The sequence below is a fragment of the Nocardioides pollutisoli genome (assembly GCF_040045055.1).
GTDB classification, from domain to species: domain Bacteria; phylum Actinomycetota; class Actinomycetes; order Propionibacteriales; family Nocardioidaceae; genus Nocardioides; species Nocardioides tweenelious.
Genome location: NZ_JBDZDU010000001.1, coordinates 777,800 through 797,587, shown reverse-complemented (window position 1 = coordinate 797,587; position 19,788 = coordinate 777,800). Strand labels below are relative to the sequence as shown.

The 19,788-nt window shown below is 69.6% G+C and carries 17 protein-coding genes; 8 read left to right on the top strand and 9 right to left on the bottom strand.

All coding sequences use genetic code 11. The annotated features are described in order from the left end of the window. The first annotated feature begins 43 nt into the window (after nucleotides 1-43). Entirely contained in the window at nucleotides 44-2,011 is a 1,968-nt protein-coding gene (locus tag ABLE68_RS03840) for an ATP-dependent DNA helicase (protein WP_348869894.1), read from the top strand. Here the strand turns inward: ABLE68_RS03840 and ABLE68_RS03835 are convergent. The 5 genes from ABLE68_RS03835 to lexA all read right to left on the bottom strand — a co-directional run bounded on the left by ABLE68_RS03835 (nucleotide 2,006) and on the right by lexA (nucleotide 8,185). After that, nucleotides 2,006-3,559 (bottom strand): MXAN_6640 family putative metalloprotease, encoded by a 1,554-nt coding sequence (locus tag ABLE68_RS03835; RefSeq protein WP_348869892.1) that lies wholly within the window; start codon nucleotides 3,557-3,559, stop codon nucleotides 2,006-2,008. The genes ABLE68_RS03840 and ABLE68_RS03835 overlap by 6 nt on opposite strands. 57 nt (nucleotides 3,560-3,616) lie before the next feature. Then, on the bottom strand, nucleotides 3,617-4,861 hold the full coding sequence (locus tag ABLE68_RS03830; protein ID WP_348869891.1) for an alkaline phosphatase family protein: 1,245 nt from the start codon (nucleotides 4,859-4,861) through the stop codon (nucleotides 3,617-3,619). Continuing rightward, the gene (locus ABLE68_RS03825) at nucleotides 4,858-6,528 is read right to left on the bottom strand and encodes an alkaline phosphatase D family protein (RefSeq protein WP_348869890.1); all 1,671 of its coding nucleotides are present in this window, start codon (nucleotides 6,526-6,528) and stop codon (nucleotides 4,858-4,860) included. Before ABLE68_RS03825 ends, ABLE68_RS03830 begins: the two co-directional genes overlap by 4 nt. A 3-nt stretch (nucleotides 6,529-6,531) precedes the next feature. After that, on the bottom strand, nucleotides 6,532-7,341 hold the full coding sequence (locus ABLE68_RS03820) for a phosphatase PAP2 family protein (protein ID WP_348869889.1): 810 nt from the start codon (nucleotides 7,339-7,341) through the stop codon (nucleotides 6,532-6,534). A gap of 100 nt (nucleotides 7,342-7,441) precedes the next feature. Further along, nucleotides 7,442-8,185: a transcriptional repressor LexA gene (gene lexA, locus ABLE68_RS03815; RefSeq protein WP_348869888.1), complete on the bottom strand. Its 744-nt coding sequence runs from the start codon at nucleotides 8,183-8,185 to the stop codon at nucleotides 7,442-7,444. A 259-nt stretch (nucleotides 8,186-8,444) separates the two neighbouring features. On the opposite strand from lexA, the gene ABLE68_RS03810 reads away from it, so the two are divergent. Then, entirely contained in the window at nucleotides 8,445-8,795 is a 351-nt protein-coding gene (locus tag ABLE68_RS03810) for a LysM peptidoglycan-binding domain-containing protein (RefSeq protein ID WP_348869887.1), read from the top strand. Between the two features lie 298 nt (nucleotides 8,796-9,093). Further along, the gene (locus ABLE68_RS03805) at nucleotides 9,094-9,495 is read left to right on the top strand and encodes a DUF3052 domain-containing protein (protein WP_348869886.1); all 402 of its coding nucleotides are present in this window, start codon (nucleotides 9,094-9,096) and stop codon (nucleotides 9,493-9,495) included. On the opposite strand, the gene ABLE68_RS03800 is transcribed toward ABLE68_RS03805, so the two are convergent. Further along, nucleotides 9,492-9,854, bottom strand: coding sequence for a hypothetical protein (locus ABLE68_RS03800; protein WP_348869885.1), 363 nt, complete (start codon nucleotides 9,852-9,854; stop codon nucleotides 9,492-9,494). The two genes, ABLE68_RS03805 and ABLE68_RS03800, sit on opposite strands and share 4 nt — an antisense overlap. Before the next feature lie 57 nt (nucleotides 9,855-9,911). On the opposite strand from ABLE68_RS03800, the gene ABLE68_RS03795 reads away from it, so the two are divergent. Then, nucleotides 9,912-10,874, top strand: a complete 963-nt coding sequence (locus ABLE68_RS03795) for an ATP-binding protein (protein WP_348869884.1) — start codon at nucleotides 9,912-9,914, stop codon at nucleotides 10,872-10,874. Here ABLE68_RS03795 and ABLE68_RS03790 read toward each other — a convergent pair. Beyond that, the gene (locus tag ABLE68_RS03790) at nucleotides 10,871-11,821 is read right to left on the bottom strand and encodes an SDR family NAD(P)-dependent oxidoreductase (RefSeq protein ID WP_348869883.1); all 951 of its coding nucleotides are present in this window, start codon (nucleotides 11,819-11,821) and stop codon (nucleotides 10,871-10,873) included. The genes ABLE68_RS03795 and ABLE68_RS03790 overlap by 4 nt on opposite strands. Nucleotides 11,822-11,860: 39 nt before the next feature. After that, the gene (locus tag ABLE68_RS03785; RefSeq protein ID WP_348869882.1) at nucleotides 11,861-12,655 is read right to left on the bottom strand and encodes a SigB/SigF/SigG family RNA polymerase sigma factor; all 795 of its coding nucleotides are present in this window, start codon (nucleotides 12,653-12,655) and stop codon (nucleotides 11,861-11,863) included. A gap of 414 nt (nucleotides 12,656-13,069) precedes the next feature. Here ABLE68_RS03785 and nrdR point away from each other — a divergent pair, with 414 nt between their 5' ends. From nrdR to ABLE68_RS03770, 3 genes are all read left to right on the top strand, one after another. Continuing rightward, a complete protein-coding gene (gene nrdR / locus ABLE68_RS03780) occupies nucleotides 13,070-13,558 on the top strand; it encodes a transcriptional regulator NrdR (RefSeq protein WP_348869880.1) in 489 nt (162 codons plus the stop codon). Nucleotides 13,559-13,700: 142 nt separating this feature from the next. Further along, entirely contained in the window at nucleotides 13,701-16,568 is a 2,868-nt protein-coding gene (locus ABLE68_RS03775) for a vitamin B12-dependent ribonucleotide reductase (protein ID WP_348869879.1), read from the top strand. Between the two features lie 234 nt (nucleotides 16,569-16,802). Then, entirely contained in the window at nucleotides 16,803-17,579 is a 777-nt protein-coding gene (locus tag ABLE68_RS03770) for an NERD domain-containing protein (RefSeq protein WP_348869878.1), read from the top strand. A 36-nt stretch (nucleotides 17,580-17,615) separates the two neighbouring features. On the opposite strand, the gene ABLE68_RS03765 is transcribed toward ABLE68_RS03770, so the two are convergent. Further along, nucleotides 17,616-18,518: an HNH endonuclease gene (locus ABLE68_RS03765; RefSeq protein ID WP_348869877.1), complete on the bottom strand. Its 903-nt coding sequence runs from the start codon at nucleotides 18,516-18,518 to the stop codon at nucleotides 17,616-17,618. A gap of 69 nt (nucleotides 18,519-18,587) precedes the next feature. Here ABLE68_RS03765 and ABLE68_RS03760 point away from each other — a divergent pair, with 69 nt between their 5' ends. Beyond that, on the top strand, nucleotides 18,588-19,787 hold the full coding sequence (locus tag ABLE68_RS03760; protein ID WP_348869876.1) for a cysteine desulfurase-like protein: 1,200 nt from the start codon (nucleotides 18,588-18,590) through the stop codon (nucleotides 19,785-19,787). The last annotated feature ends 1 nt before the right edge of the window (nucleotide 19,788 follow it).

Below are 19,788 nucleotides of genomic sequence, written 5' to 3'. Positions count from 1 at the left end.
ACAGCCGCGTCCTCGAGTCCGAGGGCGCGGCTAGGGTTCTCGGGTGCCTGACGCTCCCTCTGTCTCCGAGCTGCTGTCGACCGCCGTTGAGGCGCTCGGCGGCCAGCAGCGCGACGGTCAGGTGCAGATGGCCGAGGCGGTCACCGCGGCGATGGAGAGTGGGCAGCACCTGCTCGTCCAGGCCGGCACCGGCACCGGCAAGTCGCTGGCCTACCTCGTCCCGAGCCTGCTCCACCGCGAGCGGGTCGTGGTCGCCACGGCCACCCTCGCGCTCCAGCACCAGTTGGTCGAGCGCGACCTGCCGCGGCTCGTCGAGGCGGTCAAGGACAGTGGCGTCGACACGTCGTACGCCGTCCTCAAGGGTCGCTCCAACTACGCCTGTCTCCACCGGATCCGCGAGGGCGTGCCCGACGAGCAGGGCGCCCTGGAGGTCGTGCTGCCCGAGGGCTCCCTCGGCAAGAAGGTCCTCGAGCTGCGCACCTGGGCCGAGAAGGAGGTCGAGGGCAAGGGCAGCGGCGAGCGCGACAACGCGCCGCGCCACACCGACAAGGAGTGGCGCCAGGTCAGCGTCAACCACCGTGAGTGCCTGGGCGCCGCGAAGTGCCCCTTCGGCCAGGAGTGCTTCGCCGAGGTCGCCAAGGAGAAGGCCCAGCGCTCCCACCTGGTCGTCACCAACCACTCGCTGCTCGCGATCGACGCGATCGAGGGCGTGCCGATGATCCCCGACTACGACGTCGTGGTGATCGACGAGGCCCACGAGCTGACCACCCGGGTCACCCAGGCCGCCACCGACGAGCTCTGGGCTGCCGAGGTCGAGCGCGCCGCCCGGCGCAGCCAGCGCCACGTCGAGGGCGACCAGGCCGACGACCTCGCCGACGCGGCCGACGCGCTGCGCGACGCGATCGCCGAGGCGAGCCCCGGCCGCTTCGACCGCATCCCCGAGCAGCTCGCCGACGCCCTGGTGCTGGTCCGCGACGCGGCGCGCGCCTGCGTCTCGGCGTACCCCAAGGGCGACGGCGAGGAGGCCGACGCGGGCAAGGCGCAGGCGAAGGGTGCTGTGCAGGAGGTGTTCGCGACCGCCGAGCGGATGGCCGCCGACCTCACCACGGACGTGCTCTGGATGTCCGAGGGCACCGAGCGGATGCCGCCGCGGCTCTGCGTCGCGCCGCTCCAGGTGTGGGGTCCGATGCGCGACAAGCTGCTCGCCGACAAGACCGTCGTCTTCACCTCGGCCACGCTGATGCTCGGCGGCGACTTCGCGTCGGTCGCGACGAGCGTCGGCCTCAAGCCCACCGAGCGGGTCGTCGAGGGCTCCACGGAGAAGCCCTCCGGCGACACCATGCCGTGGCGCGGCCTCGACGTCGGCAGCCCCTTCGACTACGGCAAGCAGGCGATCCTGTACGTCGCCCGCCACCTGCCGCCGCCGGGTCGCGACGGGCTCGGGAAGGCCCAGCTCGACGAGATCGCGGAGCTGGTCGACGCCGCCGACGGCCGCACGCTCGGGCTCTTCTCGAGCCGCCGGGCCGCCGAGGCCGCGGCGGAGGGGATCCGCGAACGGCTGCCCCACCTGACCACGCTCGCGCAGGGCGACGCCCAGCTGCCCGAGCTGGCGGCCCAGTTCGTCGGCGACCCGCACACCTGCCTCTTCGGCACGCTCAGCCTCTGGCAGGGCCTCGACGTCCCCGGCGACACCTGTCAGCTGGTGCTCATCGACCGGATCCCGTTCCCGCGTCCCGACGACCCGCTGCTCAGCGCGCGCCAGAAGGCGGCCGACGAGGCCGGCGGCAACGGCTTCATGCAGGTCGCCGCCACCCACGCAGCGCTCCTGCTCGCCCAGGGAGCGGGCCGGCTGATCCGCACCCACACCGATCGCGGCGTCGTGGCGGTGCTCGACCCGCGGCTCGCGACCGCGCGCTACGGCAGCTTCCTCAAGGCGAGCCTGCCGCCGATGTGGACCACCACCGACCCGGCGCTGGTGCGTCAGGCGCTCAAGCGGCTCGCAGGCTCATGAGGCCGACGAGGTCCGGACGGCCTGTGCCCGGATCTTGATCGTCCGGTCGTTGTCGCGCGAGCGGCCCTGGCAGGAGAAGTTGGTGCCCTGCCAGCACTTGTAGTCGATGCCGGCGTTGGCCATCGTCACCTCGACCCGGCTCACCGAGCGCGTGCCGAACGGGACCGACGTCCGTGCGTCACCCTTGCGGTCGAGCGCCACGTAGTGGCTCGTGACACCGCCGGAGGCGCCGTAGACGGAGACGACGGCGCCGGAGCCGTGGGAGCGCTTCGGGAGGTCGAGCGCGACCTTGAGCCGCCACCCGCTCCGCATCGCCGAGCTCGGGACCATCTTCACCGTGCTGCTGGTCAGGTGGTCGAGCGTGCCGCGTCGCCAGTCGGAGTCGCGCTTCCGGGGGCTGAAGTTCCAGGTGCCGATCAGGGGCGCGGCGGGGTAGGAGTTGTCGGCGCCCTCGCTGTAGCTGCTGCCGGGGTGCCGGTTGGCGTCGGCGAACTCGGCGAACACCTTGCGGAGCTTGGTGCCGCGCGCCTTGAGCTCGCGATCGACGGCCTGCATGGAGTATTCGTCCTGGCCGCCTGCTGCTCCGTCGACCCGCTCCCAGAGGTCGCGCATCAGCACGGGGAGCTGACCGACCTTCTTCGGGAACTTCTCGCTCAGGTAGCGGAAGAAGATCCAGTCGCCGTACTGCCGGACCCCGCTGAAGTGGTCCATCGACTTGCGCGGCTGCGAGAGCGGGCTCTGGGCGAGGTACTGCAGGTTGTCGTTGACGTCGGTGTAGACCTCGTCCTCGGCCCAGGTGGCGGTCGCCTCCATGAACCAGGCGTCCTCGTCGTAGTCGTAGGCGAACTGCACCGCGTGGAAGAGCTCGTGCGCCGCGGTGACCTCGAGGTTCTCGAGCGGCGTGTGAGCCGGGAACTCCGCGTAGTTGTTGTCGAAGGCGCAGTAGGCCCAGGTGTCGTAGGGGCCGTTCGACGGGGGAGCGGTGTCGCTGTCGCAGTAGCCGTAGGTCTGAGGGCCGAGGTTCTGGAGGTAGATGTCGAGCAGGCCGCTGCCACCGCCGCGGGTGCCGTCGGACCTCGGCGAGCGGTAGCCCGCGTCCACGTAGGTCTCGAGCACGTGGGTGACGACGTCGCCGACCTCGTTGACGTACGCCGAGGTCGACTTGTCGCTGCCCGAGGTGGAGTAGTGCACCCGCACGTCGCCGAAGTCGCGGTACGTCGTGGTGCTCGGCCGGGCCAGCAAGGTGGTCGCGGTCTTCTGGTCGCCGGTCGAGAGCTCGCCGCGCAGCCGGCGCAGGTCGCGCATCGCCATGGTCAGGTCACCCTGGGCGGTGGGGGTCGCCGTCCGCGCGCGCGCCTGGCCGAGCGGAGCCGGGGCTCGCAACGCCTGCACCCGGGCGAGCGCCTTCTCGGCGGCCTGGGACGACGCGAGGGGTCGCGGGTTGACCGTCGCGTCGGCCGGGATGGCCGTCAGCACACCGGCCACCGTGGCGGTGACGGCGACACTGGCGAGGGCGAGCCGGGACAGGGTGTGGTTGCGGGGGCGCACCCGAACACTCAACCCTACGAACCTGTGAAATCCCCAACTAGCGGTGTGCCGGGTGAGTCACACGAGGTTGCGGCCGTCGTAGCCGCCGCGGGGGTGGCCGACGCCGAAGAAGGCCGCCAGGGTGGGCGCGACGTCGACCGTGTGGGCGACCCGGGTCGACGCCGTGCGGTGGGGTACGCCGGGGTGGCCACCCGCGACGAAGAACGGGATCGCCCGGGTGGCCGGGTGCCCGTGGTTGCCCGGGATCGGGTTGGACATGGCGGGGTCGGGATCGCTGAAGCGCCAGCCGGCCTGGCAGAACACCACGACCTCGCCGGCCTCGGGGCCGAGCCGCAGCCAGTCGGCTCGTCGGTCGTACGCCGCGAGCACGCCGTCCTGGGCGCGCGCGACCTGACGCATCCGTGCGACCGCGTCCTCCTTCTGCGCAGCCGGGCCGGTCCAGTAGAGGAGGTCCGCGCCGCCGTTGTCGGCGATCTGGACGTTGCCGGCCAGCAGCGGGTCGGCGTCGAGGACGCCCTGGAGGGAGATGACCTTGTCGGACGTGGACCAGTCCATCGAGTGGTCGGCGAGCACCACGACCATCGCGTGCTCCCACTTGCCCTGGTCCTTGAGCGCGTCGACGAACCGCTGCACCTGGGTGTCGGTGTCGGCGAGCGCCGTACGCCGCGCGACCTTGAGCCCGAGCGGGCCGGTGAGGTCTGCGTGGCCGAAGCGGTCGATGTCGCCGAGGTTGATGAACATCAGGCTCGGGTCGAGCTCCTCGAGCATGGTCAGCGCCGCCTCGATCGTGAAGACGTCCGGTGCGTGCTCGGTGATCGGCAGGGTCGGCATCGGCTCCCAGCGGTGGGTGGCGCGCTCGCCGAAGACACCGTAGAGGTACTCCTTGCTCAGCACCGTGCCGGTCGTGAACCCCCTGCGGTTGAGGCGCTCGATGAGGGTGTCGGAGCGGATGTCGGTCGCCCGGTCCAGGTCGCGGACCGTCTTCTCCGTCCGGTCGTACACGGAGTTCGCCGGCACGCCGGTGCGATCGGGACGCAGCCCCGTCATCATCATCACGTGGTTGGGGATCGTCTCCATCACGGGCATCGACTCCGCGCGCGGGAAGCGCAGGCCGCTGTCGCGCAGCGCCGCCAGGTGCGGGGTCAGCCCGCTGTCGAGCTCGTCGGGCCGGCAGCCGTCGATCACGATCACGTAGGCCCGCTTGCGCTTCGAGCCCGCGGCCAGCGCGGGCGCGCCGACGGCCGTCGAGAAGAAGAGGCCGGCAGCACCGGCCTGGAGGAAGGTGCGGCGACTCGTGCTCACACCGGCTCCGTGGTCTGCTCGATCTTCGCGGTCCCGGTGCGGGTCAGGTAGGACACCGACCAGGTGATCTCGGTGTCCTGGTCGGCCCGGTCGCCGATGACGTACCAGTCCATCTGCGCGCGGGTCGGCGTGAGGTCGAGGACGGAGAAGCCGTGGTCGTCGAAGTTGAGGTACTTGATGTGCCGGTTGTTGGCCTTGATCACCTCTTCGACCGCGGTGCTGGTCGTGTGCGGCGGCGTGCCGGTGATGTCCTTGAGGTTGCTGGACGTCACCGAGGTGCAGACGAACTCGACGCCCGCCGAGTCGCCGACGGGGTACGTCGAGGCGTCGTACGGCAGTTCGGCGGCCCAGCCCGAGTGGATGTCGCCGGTGATGAAGAGCGCGTCGGTGACCTGGTGGTCGCGGATGTGCTGGAAGACCTCGCGGCGGTCGTCGGTGTAGCCGTCCCACTGGTCGACGTTGTAGGCGACGCCGTCGCGGGGGAGCAGACCGGTGACGTCGTCGATCGGGTCGATGAGGTCGTCGGGCAGCGCGCCGAAGTCGACCGGCGCGATCATCACCGGGTTGCCGATCACCTTCCACTGGGCGCGGTCGTTGGCGAGCGACTGCTTGAGCCAGTCCATCTGCTGGCGGCCGGTGATCGTGCGTTCCGGGTCGCTGACCGAGCCGTCCGGGACCTTGAGCTGGCCGTCGCGATAGCTGCGCAGGTCGAGCATGCTGAGCTCGGCGAGGCGGCCGAAGCGGATGCGTCGGTAGAGGCGGTCTCCGTCGCCGAGGCGGGCGGTGCCGTCCATGCGCACCGGCATCCACTCGTCGTACGCACGGTGGGCGCGGGCGCGACGCTGGTGGAAGTCGCCCTCGCCGAGGTCGGGGTTGTGGTTCTCGGCGCCGTTCTTCCACTGGTCGTTGGCGACCTCGTGGTCGTCCCAGGTGATCACCCACGGGTACTTCGCGTGCAGGTCCTGCAGGTCGGTGTCCTGCTTGTACTGCGCGTGCCGCTGCCGGTAGTCGGCCAGCGACAGGGTCTCGTGGGCGGGGACGTGGGGGCGGATGTCCTCGTCGTCGGAGCCGTAGCCGTACTGGCCGGGGCCGTACTCGTAGAAGTAGTCACCGAGGTGGACCACCGCGTGCAGGTCGTCGCGCGCGGCGAGACCTCGGTAGGCGCTGAACCAGCCGGCCTGCAGGTTGGCGCAGGACACGACCCCCAGGCGCAGGTGGTCGAGCTTGGCGTCGTGGGCGGGTGCGGTCCGGGTGCGGCCGACGCGGCTGGTGGCCCCGGCGTACGTGAAGCGGTAGTAGTGCCAGGTCGCCGGGGCCAGGCCGCGGACGTCGACCTTGACCGTGTGGTCGCGGCTCGCGCCGGTGGTGAAGGTGCCGCGGCGTACGACGTGGCGGAAGCCGCGGTCGGTCGCGACCTCCCAGCGCACCTGGACCGTCGGGCCGGCGCCGGAGCCCGGGGTGCTGGCCGGCGTCGGCGTGACCCGGGTCCAGATCAGCACGGCGTCGGGGAGCGGGTCGCCGGACGCGATGCCGTGGCGGAAGGGTCGGCGGGCAGCGCCGGTGGCGGCGTCGGCGGCCCCGATCGCGGGGTTGGCGGCGACCAGCGCGACACCGGCGGTGCTGGTGGCGAGGACGGTGCGACGGTGGATCGGCTGAGGGGTGGTCACGCCTCAGTCAACGACGGGGGCGTCCTCGCGTGATGCTCGTTCATCCAGTGTTCGTCTGCGCCAGAGCCGATCGATCGGGACCCGGCCCAGCGCGACCGCGGCCGCCCAGCCGAGCAGGATGACCAGCCAGCCCATGAGGGCGTCGATCACCCAGTGGTTGCCGGTGCCGACGATGACGACCGCCGTGCCGAGGGCGTAGAGCCAGCCGAGCACGCGCACCCACTTCTTGGTGGCGTAGATCTGCAGGGCCATCGCCACCCACAGCGACCAGCCGGCGTGGAGCGACGGGAAGGCGGCGAGCTCGTTGGTCAGCCCGCCGAGGCCGCGGGGAGCGGAGGCGTCAGCACCCCACCAGCCGTCGGCGGCGTGGAGGCTGAGCACGTCGACGTACCCCCCGAGGAAGCGCGGCGGCGCGGTCGGGAGCGAGATGTAGGCGGCCAGCCCGAGCAGGGTGCCGATGACCAGCGCCCGGCGGGCCGGGCCGTAGCGGTCGGCGCCGAGGCGCCAGAGCCAGATCAGCACGGCGCCGGTGACGACGTAGTGGAGCGTGGCGTACCAGTAGCTCCCGGCGAGGCCGAGGACGCGGTGGTCGGTGAAGAGCTGGTTGAGCGGGAGCTCCCACTGGATGCCGAGGATGCTCTCGACGTGGAGCAGCTCGTTCGCGCGGTGGAGGGCCGGCTGCATGCTGGTGTCGGCGACCAGCCGGGCCAGGCTGTAGAAGACCCAGAGGGCCAGGATCAGCAGGAGCTCGAAGATGCCTCGGACCCAGCGCGGAACCGTCCGCGTCTGGGTGTAAGCAGGTGCTGTCGCCACAGCACCAGCGTCCTTCATCAGCCCTCCCGCGGCCATCAGGGATTCCCCCCGACATCAACCCAGGGTCACCTCGGGTCATTCCCGTCCGGGAGTACCCAATTCAGACCCGACGAAGCACCGCGGTCACCTTCCCGAGGATGGTGGCGTGAGTGCCGTCAATCGGATCATAGGAAATGTTGTGGGGAAGGAGCCACACCTTTCCGTCCTTGCGCTGGAACGTCTTGACCGTGGCCTCCCCGTCGAGCAGGGCGGCGACGATGTCGCCGTTCTCCGCGGTCTGCTCCTTGCGGATGACCACGTAGTCGCCGTCGCAGATGGCCGCGTCGATCATCGACTCGCCCGAAACCTCGAGCAGGAAGAGCTCCCCCTCGCCCACGAGCTGCTTGGGGAGCGGGAAGACGTCGTCGTAGGTCTGCTCGGCCAGGATCGGTCCGCCGGCGGCGATCCGGCCGACGAGCGGGACGTACTGAGCCGCGGGCACGGCGTCGCCGATGCCGGTCTCGTCGTACGACGTCTCGTCGGCGGTGCCGAGTGAACGACGCGCGGCCATCACCTCGGGGAGGAACACCTCCAGCGCACGCGGCCGGTTGGGATCGCGCTTGAGGTAGCCCTTCTCCTCCAGCGTCTTGAGCTGGTGGGCGACGCTCGAGGAGCTGGTCAGGCCGACGGCCTCACCGATCTCGCGCATGCTCGGCGGGTAGCCGCGCTTCTCGATGGAGTCCTTGATGTGGGCGAGCACGCGCTGCTGCCGCGGGGTCAGCCCGGTGGCGTCCGGCGGTCCGTCGGGCAGCTCGCTGACCTTCTGGGGACCGGAGCCGGTGGCGGATTCCTTCTTCGTGGCCATGGGGTCACCGTAGCCACCGGGACCCGGCTTGTTCAAACATCTGTTCGAACGGCGTGTCGCGACACGCCGTTCGAACAAATGTTCGCGTGGTCCTTGAATTGTTCGAACACCTGATCTAACTTCGTACACATGTTCGATCGAACGCCTGATCGAACCGCCGGTCCAGACAGGTCCAGCACCACTGTCGGTGGCCACCACTAGAACTGTGTCACCGAGCTGCACCACCCGAGGCAGACCGCCCCTTCCCCCGGAGGTCCCGATGAGCACCATGACGATCGACCAGATCTTCGACCGGCCCACCCGCCGCGTCGGATCCAGCAGCGTGCGGCTGACCCGCCGCGGACGCGTCGTCGTGGTGGTGCTCGCGCTCCTCGCCCTGATGGCGATCGGCTTCGTCATCGCCTCCGGCTCCGTCGCCACCGACGAGCCCGGCACCCCCGAGCCCACCAGCGTGGTGATGGTGGGGACCGGCGACACCCTCTGGGACATCGCGGCCGGCATCGCCGACGACGGTGACGTCCGCGCGATGATCGATCGGATCGAGCGGCTCAACGCCCTCGACTCCGGGATGGTCGTCGCCGGCCAGAAGTTGGTCGTCCCCGCCAGCTAGCGCAGCACTCAGACTTCATCAGCCGCTTCGACCCCGGCTGATGAGCCGGGGAAGACAGGGGGCGGAGCCAGGCGGCTCCGCCCCTTGCGGCATTTCCAGGGTCTCGATACACCGCCTCGTTCCTCGGCGGCACTCGACCACCGACAGCGCTCGATACACCGCCTCGTTCCTCGGCGGTACTCGACCACCAAAAGCGCTCGATACACCGCCTCGTTCCTCGGCGGCACTCGACCACCGAAAGCGTTCGTTGGTCTCTCTCGCGAGCGCCAGCGAGCGTATCGAGACCTACTCTCAGGTCATGGCGGGCTACTCAGGCACCCCGTTGGTGCGCAAGCTGGGGATCAAGGACATCCACACGGTGTTCCTCGACCGCGCGCCCGCCGACTTCGGGCTCGAGACCGAGGCGCGCGTCGTACGCCGCCTCCCGGCCGCTGTCGACGTCACGCTGACCTTCCACACCGAGCAGGCGACGCTGGTCGAGCGGTTGCCGGTGCTCCTCGAGCGGACCAGCACGGCCGGCATGGTCTGGATCTGCTGGCCCAAGAAGGCCGCGCAGAAGGCGCTCGGGATCGTCAGCGACCTCGACGACGGGGTGGTGCGTGAGCTGGGCCTGCGGTCGGGGTTGGTCGACGTGAAGGTCGCCGCCATCGACGACACCTGGTCGGGGCTGAAGTTCGTACGCCGCCTGGTCGACCGCTAGCGCGCGGCCCGGCGGCCGCCGACCGGACGAGGTGGGCCGTCGTCCGGCGCGTCCCCTGCCGCAGGCTTCTCCGGCGCCCGGGTGATCCCGAGCCGACGCATCAGCCGGGCGACCAGCATCAGGCCGACGAAGAGGCAGGCCACCGCGCCGACCGACGCGAGGGCGAGGAACCACCAGGCCGTCGGATCGCCACCGCGCGCGGTGGAGCCGAAGTCGATCGCGGCGTACACGAGATAGCCCCAGGCGACCACGCACGCGGTGATGCCGAGGGCGAGCAGCAGCAGCACCGGCTGGAAGGTGCGGCGGGGGCGGGGTGCACGGCGGCTGCCTGCTCGCTTGCCACCCGTTGCACCCGTCACGGCGCCATTGTTGCCGATGGACCGCGGCCCCGTGCGCTTCACCCGGACGGGTGGTGCGTGTCCTACGCTGACGTCGTGGGGGAGTTCCGCGACGGACCCGGGTCCGAGGCGCTCGACGACGCGACCGATCTCGACTCGGTGGCGCGGATCGTGCTGCGCGAGCTGATGGCCCGGCCCGCCGTCGTCCGGGTCGGCCTCGCGCTCAGTGAGGGCGGTGGTCGGCGGCTGCGGTTCCTGTCCGCCGATGCATCGGACGACGAGGCCCCGGCGTGGTGCCACATCGACGCCTACGACGACGTCCCGCTGACCACCGTGGTGCGCTCCGGCGAGTCGGTGCTGGGCAACCTCGACGACCTCGGCGGGCGGTACGCCGGCCTGGTCGACGCTCAGCGCGAGCGGGGCATCCTCGCCCTCGCGTCCGTCGCCCTGTCGGGCGACGCGGAGCCGATCGGTGGCCTGATCGTCTTCTACGACGAGTCGCAGGTCTTCGACGACGACCACCGCGGTCGGCTCGCGGCCGTCGCCGACCGGGTGGCCGCAGCGGTCCACCGGGTCCGGGCGCTCTCCGACCACGCGCCCACGGAGATCGCCACCCGCGCCACCCGCAGCGCGTCGGTGCGTCTCGCGGGCGACCCCCGGGCGGCCAAGGCCGGGCGGGGCTTCCTGCGCGAGGTGCTCCACGAGTGGTCGATCGACGGCGACTCCGCGGAGACCGCCGAGCTGTGCCTCTCCGAGCTCGTCACCAACGCCGTCATCCACGCCGGCACGAGCAGCGAGCTGACGATCACGTTCGCCGAGGCGGCCCTGACGGTGGTCGTCAGCGACCTCGGCGGATCGGCCGGTCAGGACCAGGCAGTCGCTCCGCACCCGTCGGACGACGACGACCCGCTGCGGGTCTTCGGTCGCGGCCTGGTGCTGGTCGACGCGCTCGCCGACAGCTGGGGCTCCGAGGCCGACGTGACCGGTACGACCTCGTGGTTCACCCTCGCGCTCGACGAGGACCGCCCGGCCGCCAGCTAGGAGCCGAAGGCGTCCACGCCGGTCAGCTCGGCCGACCACGCCCACAGCCGGGCCGCCTGCTCCGGGTCGATCGCCCAGTCCTTGACGCCGACCCGCTCGCCGTCGGGCGCGGGGATCGCGACCTCGCAGTCCTCCAGGTAGAGCCCGCCGAGCCCGTCCAGCTGCGGGCTGGTCGCCGCCCACACCTGCGTGGCCGCGCCCTGCTCCGGCGACTTCAGGGTGGGGTCGATCGGGTTGCCGTCGGCGTCGATGATCCCGGCGTCGACGAACTCCTGCTGGTCCTGGTAGCGCATCAGCGGGGTGATGATCCGGCCCGGGTGGAGCGCGAAGGCGCGTACGCCGTGCTGGCGGCCCAGCCGGTCGAGGTGCACGGCGAACAGCACGTTGGCGGTCTTCGACTGCCCGTAGGCGACGTACTTCTCGTAGTCGCCGGCGTCGAACCACGGGTCGTCCCAGCGCATCCCCGAGTAGTGGTGCCCGCGCGAGGAGACGCTGACGACGCGGGCGCCGCCGGTCAGCGCGGGCCAGAGCCGGTTGACGAGGGCGAAGTGCCCGAGGTGGTTGGTGGCGAGCTGCAGCTCCCAGCCGGCTGGTGTGCGGGTCTCGGGGATCGCCATGATCCCCGCGCTGTCGATCACGACGTCGAGGTGTCGTCCGGTCTCGAGGAACCGCTCCGCGAAGGCGCGGACGCTGTCCTGGTCCGCCAGGTCCAGCTCATCGACCTCGACGCCGTCGATCCCGGCGACCGCCGCTTCGGCGGTCTCCCGCCGTCGAGCAGGGACGACGACCTGAGCTCCCGCGGACGCCAGCGCCCGGGTGGTCTCGATGCCGATGCCGGAGTAGCCGCCCGTCACCAGCGCGAGCTTGCCGCTCAGGTCGATCCCGGCGAGCACCTCGTCCGCAGTCGTGTGCTCGTCGTACCCGGACCCGATCGGTGCCTGCGTCATGGCCAGGACGCTAGGCCTTGGAGTGCGCTCCAGAGCAAGTCAGGCGGCGACGACCTGCATCTCCATCTGCTCGCGCAGCCGCGCGATCAGGCGGGCGAGGAGCCGGGAGACCTGCATCTGGGTCACGCCGATCTCCTTGCCGATCTCGGCCTGCGTGCAGCCGCGGAAGAAGCGCATCTCCACGATCTTCTGCTCCCGCGGCGAGAGCCGGGCGAGCAGCGGCTGCAGGGCGGCGCGGGCCTCGGCGATGTCGAAGCCCGGGTCGCTGTAGCCGAGGCGCTGCGTCAGCGTCACGTCCTCGTCGTGGGTGGGCGCGTCGAGGGAGACCGGGGTGAAGCAGCCGCTGGCGCCGAGGGCCTCGTCGATGGCCTCGCGCTCCAGACCGAGGTGCTCGGCGATCTCGGAGGGGCGCGGGGCCCGGCCGAAGCGCTGGTAGAGCTCGCCCTCGCAGGCGATCATCTTGCTCTGGGTCTCCTGGATCGACCGCGGCGGTCGCACGGTCCAGCCGAGGTCGCGGAAGTGGCGGCGTACCTCGCCGCGGATGGTCGGGATCGCAAAGCTCAAGAAGTCGTGGCCGCGCTCGGGGTCGAAGCCCCGGACCGCCTTGACCAACCCGAGGTAGGCGACCTGCTCGAGGTCGTCGGTGGCGATGCCGCGGCCCCGGAAGCGGCGGGTGGCGTCGACCGCCATCTTCATGTTGAGGCGGACCAGCTCGTCGTCGATCCCCGGGCGCAGGTGGTCGGGGGCCTGGGCGCGCTCGGCGAAGAGCCGGGCGGTGGTGTCGGACCGGGTTTCCTGCGGAGCGGCGGGAGCGGTGAGTACGTCGTTCATCATGCGACCTCTTCGTGCCGTATTTGATTATCTGTCGGGCCGGGGGACCCGCCACCTAGTTACTCCCCCTCGCCGACCCTCCGACAAACCACCCATCGGGGTGGAACATCGTCCGCGACACGCCCCGGCCCGACACCGATTTTCGGCGGCCGCTGGGCCTCTGACCTGCGGCTTTACCGGGGCGTCACGCACCAGCCGAGGAAGTTCCCCGGACGGCTTGCGCCACCCCTCGCGCCGGGCGTACGGTTACCACTACATCTAGTACTTACACCGGTGTAGTTATCCACATCTAGTTCCACAGAGAGATGCGGAAGACCCACAGGTGACGGCTTGTTGTACACAGAGAAGCCGGCGATATCCACAGCCTCTGGCACCCCTGCGGGGGTGTCTGAGCCGAGCCCGGAAGGGGGTTCCGCGATGCACTGTCCTTACTGCCGGAACACCGACACCCGGGTCCTCGACTCGAGGGTCGCCGACGACGGCGGGTCGATCCGCCGCCGGCGTACCTGCTCGGCCTGCACGAAGCGGTTCACGACCGTGGAGCTGATGCAGCTGACCGTGCTCAAGCGCTCGGGGGCGACCGAGCCCTTCACGCGGGAGAAGGCGATCAGCGGAGTCCGGAAGGCCTGCAAGGGCCGTCCGGTCACCGAGGACCAGCTCGCCTGCCTCGGCCAGGCCGTCGAGGACGCGCTGCGTCTCGAGGGTGCTGCCGAGATCCCCGCTCACGAGGTGGGCCTGGCGATCCTCGGCCCGCTGCGCGAGCTCGACGAGGTCGCCTACCTCCGGTTCGCGAGCGTCTACCGCGCTTTCGAGTCCGCCGACGACTTCGAGGACGAGATCGCCGCGCTCCGCGCCGAGCGAGCCCTCGCCCAGGTCGACACCCCCCAGCCCGTTCCGACGGGCTGACCCAGACCGCCCGGCGTGTGTAGTGGGGAAGCTGCACGCGCCGGGCGCACCACCCCAATTTCTCCAAAGACGTAGCCGCCGACTGTCGGTGGCAGCAGCAATGATCGAAACAACGAACCTCGAAGAGACGGGACCCAGAGGGATGACGGAGACGGTGAGCGGCAAGGCTGCCAAGGCAGGCGCCGGGCTGACGATCGAGCGGATCTTCAGCACGGAGGGGGTGCACCCCTACGACCAGCTGACGTGGGAGCGCCGCGACGTGGTGCAGACCAACTGGAAGACCGGTGACACGGTCTTCGAGCAGCGCGGTGTGGAGTACCCCGACACCTGGTCGGTCAACGCCTCGACCATCGTCACCACGAAGTACTTCCGCGGCGCGGTCGGCACCGACGCCCGCGAGTGGAGCCTCAAGCAGCTCATCGACCGCATCGTGAAGACCTACACGAAGGCCGGCATCGACCACGGCTACTTCGCGACGTCCGGCGACGCCGAGGTCTTCGAGCACGAGCTCACCTGGCTGCTCGTCAACCAGTACTTCTCCTTCAATAGCCCCGTCTGGTTCAACGTCGGCACCCCGTCGCCGCAGCAGGTCTCGGCCTGCTTCATCCTCTCCGTCGACGACTCGATGGACTCGATCCTGAACTGGTACAAGGAAGAGGGCTTCATCTTCAAGGGCGGCTCCGGCGCCGGCCTCAACCTCTCCCGCATCCGCTCCTCCAAGGAGCTGCTCTCCTCCGGCGGCACCGCGTCGGGCCCCGTCTCCTTCATGCGCGGCGCCGACGCGTCCGCCGGCACCATCAAGTCGGGCGGCGCCACGCGTCGTGCGGCCAAGATGGTCGTCCTCGACGTCGACCACCCGGACATCGTCGAGTTCGTCGAGACCAAGGCCAAGGAAGAGGACAAGATCCGCGCCCTGCGCGACGCGGGCTTCGACATGGACCTCGGTGGCGCCGACATCACGTCGGTCCAGTACCAGAACGCCAACAACTCGGTCCGCGTGACCGACGAGTTCATGCGTGCGGTCGAGGACGGCACGTCGTTCGGCCTCAAGGCCCGCCACACCGGCGAGGTCATCGAGACCGTCGACGCCCGCGAGCTCTTCCACAAGATCAGCGAGGCCGCGTGGGCCTGCGCCGACCCGGGTCTGCAGTACGACGACACGATCAACGACTGGCACACCAACCCGGAGACGGGCCGGATCACCGCGTCCAACCCGTGCTCCGAGTACATGTCGCTCGACAACTCCTCGTGCAACCTGGCGTCGCTCAACCTGCTCAAGTTCCTCAAGGACGACGACACCTTCGACGGCGAGCTCTTCGCGAAGGCCGTCGACGTGATCATCACGGCGATGGACATCTCGATCTGCTTCGCCGACTTCCCGACCGAGCCGATCGGCGAGACGACCCGCAACTACCGCCAGCTCGGCATCGGCTACGCCAACCTCGGCGCGCTGCTGATGGCGATGGGTCTGGGTTATGACTCCGACGGTGGCCGGGCGATGGCCGGTGCCATCACCTCGCTGATGACCGGTCGCTCCTACAAGCGCTCGGCCGAGCTCGCCGCCGTGGTCGGCCCCTACGCCGGCTACGCCCGCAACGCCGAGGCCCACAAGCGCGTGATGCGCAAGCACCAGGCCGCCAACGACACGGTCCGCACGCTCGGCATCGCCGACAGCCAGGTCCACAAGCTGGCGACGGCCGCCTGGGCCGACGTCCAGGAGCTGGGTGCGACCAACGGCTTCCGCAACGCGCAGGCCTCGGTGCTCGCGCCGACCGGCACCATCGGCTTCATGATGGACTGCGACACGACCGGCATCGAGCCGGACTTCTCGCTGGTCAAGTTCAAGAAGCTCGTCGGCGGCGGCTCGATGCAGATCGTCAACCAGACGATCCCGCGGGCGCTGCGCAAGCTGGGCTACGTCGACGAGCAGGTCGAGGCGATCGTCGCCTACATCGCCGAGAACGGCCACGTGATCGACGCGCCGAGCCTCAAGACCGAGCACTACGAGATCTTCGACACCGCGATGGGTGCTCGCGCCCTCAAGCCGATGGGCCACGTCCGGATGATGGCGGCCTGCCAGCCGTTCCTCTCCGGCGCGATCAGCAAGACGGTCAACCTGCCGGAGTCGGCGACCGTCGAGGAGATCGAGGACATCTACCTGCAGTCCTGGAAGCTCGGCCTCAAGGCGACGGCCGTCTACCGCGACAACTGCAAGGTCGGCCAGCCGCTCTCCGACGGCAAGGGTGACAACAAGGGCAAGTCGTCCAACGCGGACGGTGCCGAGGCCGTCGAGACCAAGGTCATCGAGAAGGTCGTCTACGCCCCGACCCGCAAGCGGCTCCCGAAGTCCCGCGTCTCGCGCACCACGTCCTTCACGGTCGGTGGCGCCGAGGGCTACATGACCTCGGGTGCCCACGACGACGGCGAGCTGGGCGAGGTCTTCCTCAAGCTCGGCAAGCAGGGCTCGACCCTGGCCGGCGTGATGGACGCCTTCTCGATCGCGGTCAGCATCGGCCTCCAGTACGGCGTGCCGCTCGAGACCTACGTCTCGAAGTTCACCAACCTGCGCTTCGAGCCCGCCGGTCTGACCGACGACCCGGACGTCCGGATGAGCCAGTCGATCATGGACTACATCTTCCGTCGCCTGGCTCTCGACTACCTCGACTTCGAGCAGCGCCAGGGCCTGGGCATCTACTCGGCCGACGAGCGCCAGCGCTACCTCGAGACCGGCTCCTACGAGCCCGTCGAGGAGACCGGCTCCGCCGCCGAGCTGATCGACGCCCCGGTCATCGAGATCGTCGACGCCGAGACCTCGGAGGTTGAGGAGGTTACGCAGCAACCGTCTCGAAACCCCGAGACCAAGGTCGCCCACACCTCGGCCGAGCTCCTCGAGCAGATCACCGGCACCGCCGTCGACAGCCCGCTCTGCTTCACCTGCGGCACCAAGATGCGCCCCGCCGGCTCCTGCTACGTCTGCGAGGGCTGCGGCTCCACCAGCGGCTGCAGCTGATCTAGCGCAAACCCGAGGTCCTCTGGCGAGATCGCCGGGGGACCTCGGTGCATTTCTGGCCCATCACGCTCGGGACGTCATACGGATAGAGCAACCACTTGCACCGTCCGCATGACGTCCCGAAGTCCCGATTGATGTCGGCTGATGGCTGTCCGATTGGCCGATGTGGCCGTTATCAGACCTTCGCTTGGATGCATGGGGACGAAGTGCGGATAACGGATCGAGGTCGATCGAATGGCCAAGTACCAGCCCTACTCCCGAGGCGAGCTGCGGAGGCTCCGAGTTGCCTGGCTGAGTCGAAACCGGCTGCTCGTGATGGGACTTGCTGTTGGCGCCGGGTGTGTGGTCGCGCTGGAGGCTCTTTCCTTCGTTCTAGTCGTGCCGGGAACGCCCCTGAAGTGGTGGTTGCTAGGTGCCGCGCAGGCCTCGACGGTGGCAGCGCTCCTCCACCTTGTTGACACCGGTTTTCTGGTCCACGAGCGCGATGCCTTGCGCCAAGTGCGTGGCGCTTGGGGCGAGGAAAACACGCGGAGCGAGCTTCAGCGCGCGAAGCGCAAGCGCCTGATCTGGGGCTGGGTCGACAGCATCAGACTGGCGGCCGGAGACCTAGATCACGTCGCCGTTACTCGACACGGTGGCCTGGTGGTCATCGACTCCAAATGGCGCAGCCAGGCAACCGACGTCGTTGAGATGTCTAAGTCGGCAGCACGTGTGAAGACACGTGCCGAAGGAGTCGCGCGCTCGATCCTCACGTCCGAACGCGCAGCTCGTCATCGCGCAAAGATCAATCCGGTCACCGTGACTCCGGTCGTGGTGCTCTGGGGAGCCCTCCAACACGACGTGCCGGATGGGGCATGTATTGATGGCATCGCGTTCGTTGGCGGACGGAACTTCGTAGCCTGGCTACGCAGCCTCGATGGCGATCGTGTCGATAAGGCAGCGGCCGCCGACATCATTCGGAAGTTGGAAGGCTTCCGGGCCGACGTGCGGCAGTCGATCGCAACTCGTTAGGGCAATGCTGCGCGCGGCGCATCAGCTATGCCCGCCTCAACCAACTGCCAAGAACTCCGAATACCGCTTCTCGAGTCGGTCGGGGCTCGGTCGAGCCGCTCGTACTTCGGGGACGACAGCAAGTGAAGTGTCGTGAACGCCCTGGATACCGCCCTTCAGCATCCAGCCGTCGACCTCCTCAAGAATGTCCTGTCGTACATGCAGCGTTAGGTCCGGCCTGATCCCAAGAATCGAACTGTCGAATGCTGCATGGTGGATCTTGCAAAGGCTCAAGCCGTTGGGCACGACCGGGTCTCCATCAGGTTTGCCGTCCGCGATGATGTGGGCGGCATCCAACAACTCTGCGTGGCGGATCTTGCAGATGGCGCACCGGCCTCCGTAGGCGAGCAAGACCTGGGTGCGGAAGACACGTTGATGCAGACGTTGCTTGGTGAGGCGCTCGACGTACCGGCGCGATTCCGAGTCGACGATGGAGCCCGGCGTGACGAAGCGCTGACCTTCGTCCAGAGCAAGGGCGAATTCGAGCTGGCTTGGATCGTCGCCGACGACCCACACTGGATAGATCGGCTCGTAGATGCCGGATGCGACTCCGACGAACCAGATCAGCGGTAGGCGTTGCTCGAAGGCGTTTCTGAGCGCGACGTTCTCGGGGTGCTGCGGATCCGTGCCGCGATACTTGTAGCGCTGCAATCCGTCGGCGCCGATGGTGTCGTTGTACGGCGGAAGCTGATTGGGCGGCGTGAATGTGGTTCTGATGGCGAGTGCCGCGCTCATACCGGCAGGCTTTCTGATACCCCGTTGCAGATCCATCAGGGGAATGCGGTCACCGGCGTACTCGAACTGGGAGACCCAGGCGTAGTCGACCTGTTGGCTTGCGCGGGCGTCCAGCCACTTCATGGCCGCGTCCCGGACTGATCGCTCGGCCTCCGATGTCGTCACCTGCAGTTTCTAGCAGCTCGCGCGCTGTGCGCGGGCGGGTTGAGACTGCGATCGAGCCATGATGTCGTCATGACCTTCGACGTGGACCGCGTGCGCAGTGACTTCCCGGCTCTCCAGAACGGCACCGCCTACTTCGACGGGCCCGGCGGCAGCCAGACGCCTCGCCAGGTCGGGAACGCGATCGCGGCGACCCTGACCGGCGGGCTCTCCAACCGCGGAGCGGTGACGGCGTCGGAGCGGAAGGCCGAGGAGGTCGTCGTCGGGGCACGGGCCGCGGTGGCGGACCTGCTCGGGTGTGACGCGGGTGGGGTGGTGTTCGCGCGGTCGGCGACGCAGGCGACATACGACATGTCGCGGGCGCTGGCGAAGCAGTGGCTGCCGGGGGACAACGTGGTGGTGACGCGGCTCGACCACGACTCCAACATCCGGCCGTGGGTGCATGCGGCGGCGGCCGTGGGGGCCGAGGTGCGGTGGGTCGGGTTCGACAAGGAGACCGGCGAGCTGTCGGTCGATGAGATCCGAGCGGCGCTGACGGACCGGACCAAGGTCGTGGCGGTGACGGGGGCGTCGAACCTGCTCGGGACCCGGCCGGACCTGCCGGCGATCTCGGAGGCGGCGCACGAGGTCGGGGCGCTGGTGTACGTCGACGGGGTGCACCTGACGCCGCACGCGGCGGTCGACGTGGCGGAGCTGGGGGCGGACTTCTTCGAGTGCTCGGCGTACAAGTTCTTCGGGCCGCACCACGGGATCGTGGTGGCGGCGCCCTCCCTGCTGGAGACCGTGCAGCCGGACAAGCTGCTGCCCTCGCCCGACCGGGTGCCGGAGCGGTTCGAGCTGGGGACGCTGCCCTACGAGCTGCTGGCGGGGACGACGGCCGCGATCGACTACATCGCGGGCCTGGCCTCGGCGGCGAGCGACCGGCGGACGCGGGTGCTGGAGTCGATGGCGGCGGTCGAGGACTACGAGGAGCAGCTGCTCGAGCGGCTGCTGGACGGCCTGCAGCGGATCAACGCCGTGCGGCTCTACGGATCACCGAAGCGGCGTACGCCGACGATCCTCTTCTCAGTCGACGGTCACGACAACCGGGAGGTCTACGAGCACCTCGCCGCGGTCGGGGTGAACGCCCCGGCGAACAGCTTCTACGCGCTGGAGGCGTCCCGCTGGATCGGGCTCGGGGACGCGGGAGCGATCCGGGCCGGGCTGGCGCCGTACACGAGCGCGGACGACGTCGACCGGCTGGTCGCCGGTGTCGCCGAGGTCGCGTCGTAGG

Bases quoted from the DNA above. Each gene is read 5' to 3' on its own strand.
- lexA (WP_348869888.1), bottom strand. From the start codon at position 8,185: ATGGCCACGAAGAAGGAATCCGCCACCGGCTCCGGTCCCCAGAAGGTC.
- ABLE68_RS03810 (WP_348869887.1), top strand. From the start codon at position 8,445: ATGAGCACCATGACGATCGACCAGATCTTCGACCGGCCCACCCGCCGC.
- ABLE68_RS03805 (WP_348869886.1), top strand. From the start codon at position 9,094: ATGGCGGGCTACTCAGGCACCCCGTTGGTGCGCAAGCTGGGGATCAAG.
- ABLE68_RS03790 (WP_348869883.1), bottom strand. From the start codon at position 11,821: ATGACGCAGGCACCGATCGGGTCCGGGTACGACGAGCACACGACTGCG.
- ABLE68_RS03785 (WP_348869882.1), bottom strand. From the start codon at position 12,655: ATGATGAACGACGTACTCACCGCTCCCGCCGCTCCGCAGGAAACCCGG.
- nrdR (WP_348869880.1), top strand. From the start codon at position 13,070: ATGCACTGTCCTTACTGCCGGAACACCGACACCCGGGTCCTCGACTCG.
- ABLE68_RS03775 (WP_348869879.1), top strand. From the start codon at position 13,701: ATGACGGAGACGGTGAGCGGCAAGGCTGCCAAGGCAGGCGCCGGGCTG.
- ABLE68_RS03770 (WP_348869878.1), top strand. From the start codon at position 16,803: ATGGCCAAGTACCAGCCCTACTCCCGAGGCGAGCTGCGGAGGCTCCGA.
- ABLE68_RS03760 (WP_348869876.1), top strand. From the start codon at position 18,588: ATGACCTTCGACGTGGACCGCGTGCGCAGTGACTTCCCGGCTCTCCAG.